Origin of the sequence: Verrucosispora sp. SN26_14.1 (assembly GCF_004307965.1) — a bacterium.
Lineage (GTDB): Bacteria > Actinomycetota > Actinomycetes > Mycobacteriales > Micromonosporaceae > Micromonospora.
In genome coordinates this window covers 1-5,805 of record NZ_SISL01000372.1, presented here as the reverse complement: position 1 = coordinate 5,805, position 5,805 = coordinate 1, and the positions used below count along the sequence as shown (strand labels likewise).

At 72.2% G+C, this 5,805-nt stretch carries 1 protein-coding gene and 2 pseudogenes; 2 read left to right on the top strand and 1 reads right to left on the bottom strand.

The window, feature by feature from the left end; translation table 11 throughout:
- Positions 1-438: pseudogene (locus EYA84_RS24715) on the bottom strand (GNAT family N-acetyltransferase); the annotation flags it as partial.
- A 149-nt stretch (positions 439-587) separates the two neighbouring features.
- Here EYA84_RS24715 and gltB point away from each other — a divergent pair.
- Positions 588-5,315, top strand: a complete 4,728-nt coding sequence (gene gltB, locus EYA84_RS24710) for a glutamate synthase large subunit (protein ID WP_394347609.1) — start codon at positions 588-590, stop codon at positions 5,313-5,315.
- A pseudogene (gltD, locus tag EYA84_RS24705) lies at positions 5,308-5,805 on the top strand (glutamate synthase); the annotation flags it as partial. The gene gltB and the pseudogene gltD, both read left to right, overlap by 8 nt.

The following is a 5,805-nucleotide window of genomic DNA, read 5'->3' as shown; positions in this document are numbered from 1 at the left end:
GCCGACGGCCGCGACGGCCCGGCGGGCGGCCACGTCGGCGGCGAGGTCCGGCGCGGAGGCGGTCAGCAACCGTACCGGTATGTCGGTGTACGTCGCCGGGTCGCCGACGGCCTCCGGGTCGAGGACCATCAGTGGGGCCTCCAGCACGGCGAGTCCGGCCGAGCGGGCCACCGCGAGCAGGTCCGGGTTGATCTCGTGTACCCATTCCAGGGCCTCGGGCAGACCGAGTTCCCGCTGCCGGTGGCGGACCGCCGTCAGGTCGGCCAGCGAGGGCGGTTGGTCGGCGTCGGGGCGCGGACGGGCATAGAACGGCCATCCGGGGCCTTCGCGGACGAACAGCACACACCCGCCGTGTTCTTCCGCGCGGGCCGCGTCGCGGGGGACCGCGTCGTAGAAACGTTCCAGCCGATCCAGCAGGCCGGCGTACGGTGTATCCACCGCGCGAGACTACACGTCCCAGAGTCTGGACGGTGTGATCAATCTGCACTGGCCTTGCGTACCGCGCCCTAACGTAGACTCAATAGTCCGATAAAGGGCCGACGTCGTCCCGTCCATGATCCACGCCTGAGTGACGACAGGAGGCCCGGGTGGCCTTTGCGTACCCACACCACCCCCAGCCGGCGCTGCGCGACGGCCAGGTAGCGTCCCCTGCCGGCCTGTACGACGCCTCCCACGAGCACGACGCGTGCGGTGTGGCCTTCGTGGCCGACCTGCACGGACGGCGCTCGCACACGGTGGTTGCCAGCGGTCTCGGCGCCCTGTGTCGGTTGGACCACCGGGGTGCCCGGGGTGCCGAACCGAACACCGGTGACGGCGCGGGCATCATGATCCAGGTGCCGGACGCGTTCCTGCGCGCGGTGGTCGACTTCCCGCTTCCCCCGGCCGGCGAGTACGCCACCGGCCTGGTCTTCTTCCCCGACGACGACGCCGCCGAGGCCCGCGCCCGGCAGGTGGTCGAGAAGTACGCGCTGGTGGAGGGCGCCGAGCTGCTCGGCTGGCGCGACGTCCCGGTGGACGCCTCGGACCTCGGCGAGACGGCCCTGGCGGCGATGCCCCGGGTGCGGCAGCTCTTCCTCGCCGCGGACCGGCTGACCGATACCCCCGCCGGACCGGCCGGCTCTCCGCTGCGCGGCATCGAGCTGGAGCGGGTCGCGTTCTGCGTCCGCAAGCAGGCCGAGCGGGAGTCGGCTGAGCGCGGCGTGCCGGCGTACTTCCCGTCGTTGTCCGGGCGGACCATGGTCTACAAGGGGATGCTCACCCCGGACCAGTTGCCCGCGTTCTATCCGGACCTCACCGACGAGCGGGTGGACAGCGCCATCGCGCTGGTGCACTCGCGCTTCTCCACGAACACGTTCCCGTCGTGGCCGCTGGCGCACCCGTACCGGTTCATCGCGCACAACGGCGAGATCAACACGATCCGTGGCAACCGGAACTGGATGCAGGCCCGCGAAGCGCTGCTGCGGACGCCGGAGCTCTCCGGCAACATCCGCCGGGTCTTCCCGATCTGCACCCCGGCCGCCTCCGACTCGGCCAACTTCGACGAGGTCCTGGAGCTGCTGCACCTGGCCGGGCGCAGCCTGCCGCACGCGGTGCTGATGATGATCCCGGAGGCGTGGGAGAACGACCCGGACATGGCCGCCGACAAGCGTGCCTTCTACCGGTTCCACGCCAGCCTGATGGAGCCGTGGGACGGCCCGGCCTCGGTCGCCTTCACCGACGGCGAGATCGTCGGTGCGGTGCTCGACCGCAACGGGCTGCGTCCGGGCCGGTGGTGGCAGACCGCCGACGGGCTCGTGGTGCTGGGCAGCGAGGCGGGCGTGCTCGACCTCGATCCGGCCACCGTGGTCGCCAAGGGCCGGCTCCAGCCCGGCAAGATGTTCCTGGTCGACACCACCGCCGGTCGGATCGTGCACGACGACGAGATCAAGACCGAGCTGGCCGCGGCCCAGCCGTACACGGACTGGCTGCACGCCGGGCTGATCGAGATGGACGACCTGCCGCTCCGCGAGCACGAGGTCTACACCCACGACTCGGTACGCCGTCGCCAGCAGACCTTCGGCTACACCGAGGAGGAGCTGAAGATCCTGCTCGCCCCGATGGCCCGCACCGGCGCGGAGCCGATCGGCTCGATGGGCACGGACACCCCGATCGCCCCGCTGTCCACCCGGCCGCGGCTGCTCTACGACTACTTCCACCAGCTCTTCGCCCAGGTCACCAATCCGCCGCTGGACGCCATCCGCGAGGAGTTGGTGACCAGCCTGGCGACGACCATCGGCCCGGAGGGCAACCTGCTCGACCCGGGGCCGGCGAGCTGTCGGCAGATCGTGCTGCCCTACCCGGTGATCGACAACGACGAGCTGGCCAAGGTCCTCTCCATCGACGAGGACGGCGACCTGCCCGGCTTCAAGGCGGTCCGGGTCTCCGGGCTCTACCGGATCCGGGACGGCGGGGCCGGCATCAAGGCCCGGCTGACCGAGATCTGCCGCCACGTGTCCGAGGCGATCGAGGACGGCGTCCGCATCCTGGTGCTCTCCGACCGGGACTCCAACGCCGACCTCGCGCCGATCCCGTCGCTGCTGCTCACCGCCGCGGTGCACCAGCACCTGGTCCGGGAGCAGACGCGGACCCAGGTGGCGTTGATCGTGGAGTCCGGGGACTGCCGCGAGGTGCACCACGCGGCGGTGCTGATCGGCTACGGCGCGGCGGCGGTCAACCCGTACCTCGCCTTCGAGTCGGTGGAGGACATGATCTCCACCGGGTCGCTGGCCGGGGTCGAGCCGCGGACCGCGATCCGCAACTACGTCAAGGCGCTCGGCAAGGGCGTCCTGAAGATCATGTCCAAGATGGGCATCTCCACCGTGTCGTCGTACTGCGGAGCGCAGGTCTTCGAGGCGGTCGGCCTGGAGACCCGGCTGGTGCAGCGGTACTTCCGGGGCACGCCGAGCACGATCAGCGGCGTCGGGCTGGACGGCATCCACACCGAGGTGGCCGCCCGGCACGCGCTGGCCTGGCCGCCGCCGGGTGCCGAGGCCCCCGCCGGGCTGCCGGTCGGTGGCGAGTACCAGTGGCGTCGCGAGGGCGAGCTGCACCTGTTCAACCCCGAGACGGTCTTCCTGCTCCAGCACGCCACCCGGACCCGGCAGTACGACGTGTTCCGCGCGTACACCGCGAAGGTCGACGAGTTGGCCGCGAAGGCCGGGTCGCTGCGCGGCCTGTTCCGGCTGCGGACCGGCGACCGGTCGCCGGTGCCGATCGAGGAGGTCGAGCCGGCCAGCGAGATCGTCAAGCGGTTCGCCACCGGTGCCATGTCGTACGGGTCGATCTCGGCGGAGTCGCACGAGACCCTGGCGATCGCGATGAACCGCCTCGGCGGCAAGTCCAACACCGGTGAGGGCGGTGAGGACGTCGAGCGCCTCTACGACCCGGCCCGCCGCTCGTCGGTCAAGCAGATCGCCAGTGGCCGCTTCGGCGTGACCAGCGAGTACCTGGTCAACGCCGACGACCTCCAGATCAAGATGGCCCAGGGCGCCAAGCCCGGCGAGGGCGGTCAGCTCCCCGGCAACAAGGTGTGGCCGTGGATCGCCCGGACCCGGCACGCCACCCCCGGCGTCGGCCTGATCTCGCCGCCACCGCACCACGACATCTACTCGATCGAGGACCTCGCCCAGCTCGTGCACGACCTCAAGTGCGTCAACCCGGCCGCCCGGGTGCACGTCAAGCTGGTCAGCGAGGTGGGTGTCGGCACGGTGGCCGCCGGGGTGGCCAAGCTCAAGGCCGACGTCATCCTGATCTCCGGTCACGACGGTGGCACCGGCGCCTCCCCGCTGAACTCGCTCAAGCACGCCGGCACCCCCTGGGAGCTGGGCCTGGCCGAGGCGCAGCAGACGCTGCTGCTCAACAAGCTGCGCGACCGGGTCACCGTGCAGGTCGACGGCCAGCTCAAGACCGGCCGGGACGTGGTGGTCGCGGCCCTGCTCGGCGCCGAGGAGTTCGGCTTCGCCACCGCCCCGCTGATCGTCGCCGGCTGCGTGATGATGCGCGTGTGTCACCTGGACACCTGTCCGGTCGGCATCGCCACCCAGAACCCGGTGCTGCGCGAGCGCTTCAACGGCAAGCCGGAGTTCGTGGAGAACTTCTTCCTCTTCCTCGCCGAGGAGATCCGCGGCTACCTGGCCGAGCTGGGTCTGCGCAGCATCGACGAGGCGATCGGCCGGACCGAGCTGCTCGACGTCGCACCCGCGGTCGCGCACTGGAAGGCCGGCGGGATCGACCTCGGGCGCGTACTGCACCTGCCGGAGCTGCCGGAGGGCGCCGCCCGCCGGGGCGTCCGGGCCCAGGACCACGGCCTGGAACTGGCACTGGACAACGAGCTGATCGCCCTGGCCGCCCCGGTGCTGGACGCGCCCGCCGACGGGACGCCGGTCGCCCCGGTCCGGGCCGAGGTGGCGATCCGCAACGAGCACCGCAGCGTCGGCGCGATGCTCGGCGGCGAGGTGACCCGCCGGTACGGCGGCGCCGGGCTGCCCACCGACACCGTCGAGTTCACGCTGCGCGGCACGGCCGGGCAGTCGTTCGGCGCATTCCTGCCGCGCGGGGTCACCATGCGGCTGCACGGCGACGCCAACGACTACGTCGGCAAGGGCCTCTCCGGCGGGAGGCTGGTGGTCCGGCCGGACGCGTCGGCGCCCTTCGTCGGCGTCGGCGCCGAGTCCGGACAGCGCGCCGAGGACCAGATCATCGCCGGCAACACCATCCTGTACGGCGCCACCGAGGGCGAGGTGTTCCTGCGCGGCCGGGTGGGGGAGCGGTTCGCGGTGCGCAACTCCGGTGCGGCGGCCGTCGTCGAGGGCGTCGGCGACCACGGCTGCGAATACATGACCGGCGGCACGGTGGTCGTGCTCGGCCCGACCGGGCGCAACTTCGCGGCCGGCATGTCCGGCGGCACCGCGTTCGTCTGGAACCTCGACCGGCGGCGGGTCAACACCGAGCTGGTCGACCTCGCCGCCCCCGGCGAGCAGGAGCGGGTCCGGCTGCACGAGCTGGTGCAGCGGCACTTCGCGGAGACCGACTCGGCGGTCGCCGAGGCGCTGCTCAAGCGCTGGCCGGAGGCGGTGGAGGAGTTCACCGCCGTGGTACCCCGGGACTACCGCCGGGTGATGGAGATCATGCGGGCCGCCGAAGCCGCCGGCCAGAACGTCGACGACGCGGTGATGAGTGCGCTCGCACCGGCCGCGCAGCCGCCTCAGGCGGCATCCGCGTCGATGCCGGTTCCGTCCGCGTCGCGGGCGGTCGCCCAGGAGGTGGCTCGTGCCTGACCCGAACGGTTTCCTGCGCTACCCCCGGCGGGTGCCGGCGCGCCGCCCGGTGCCGGTGCGGATCAGCGACTGGCGGGAGGTCTATCCACCCGCCGGTGAGGAGCTGATCCGGGAGCAGGCCACCCGGTGCATGGACTGCGGCATCCCGTTCTGCCACAGCGACACCGCCGGATGTCCGCTGGGCAACCGCATCCCGGACTGGAACGACCTGGTCCGCACCGGCAACTGGGACGCCGCGGTGGAGTCGCTGCACGCCACCAACAACTTCCCCGAGTTCACCGGCCGGCTCTGCCCGGCACCCTGCGAGGCGGCCTGCGTACTCGGCATCGGCGGGGGTGCCCCGGTGACCATCAAGCAGGTCGAGGTGGAGATCGCCGACGCCGCGGCGGCCCGGGGCCTGACCCCGTGCCCGAGTCCGACCCCGTCCGGGCGGTCGGTGGCGGTGGTCGGTTCCGGCCCGGCCGGGCTCGCCGCCGCGCAGCAACTGGCC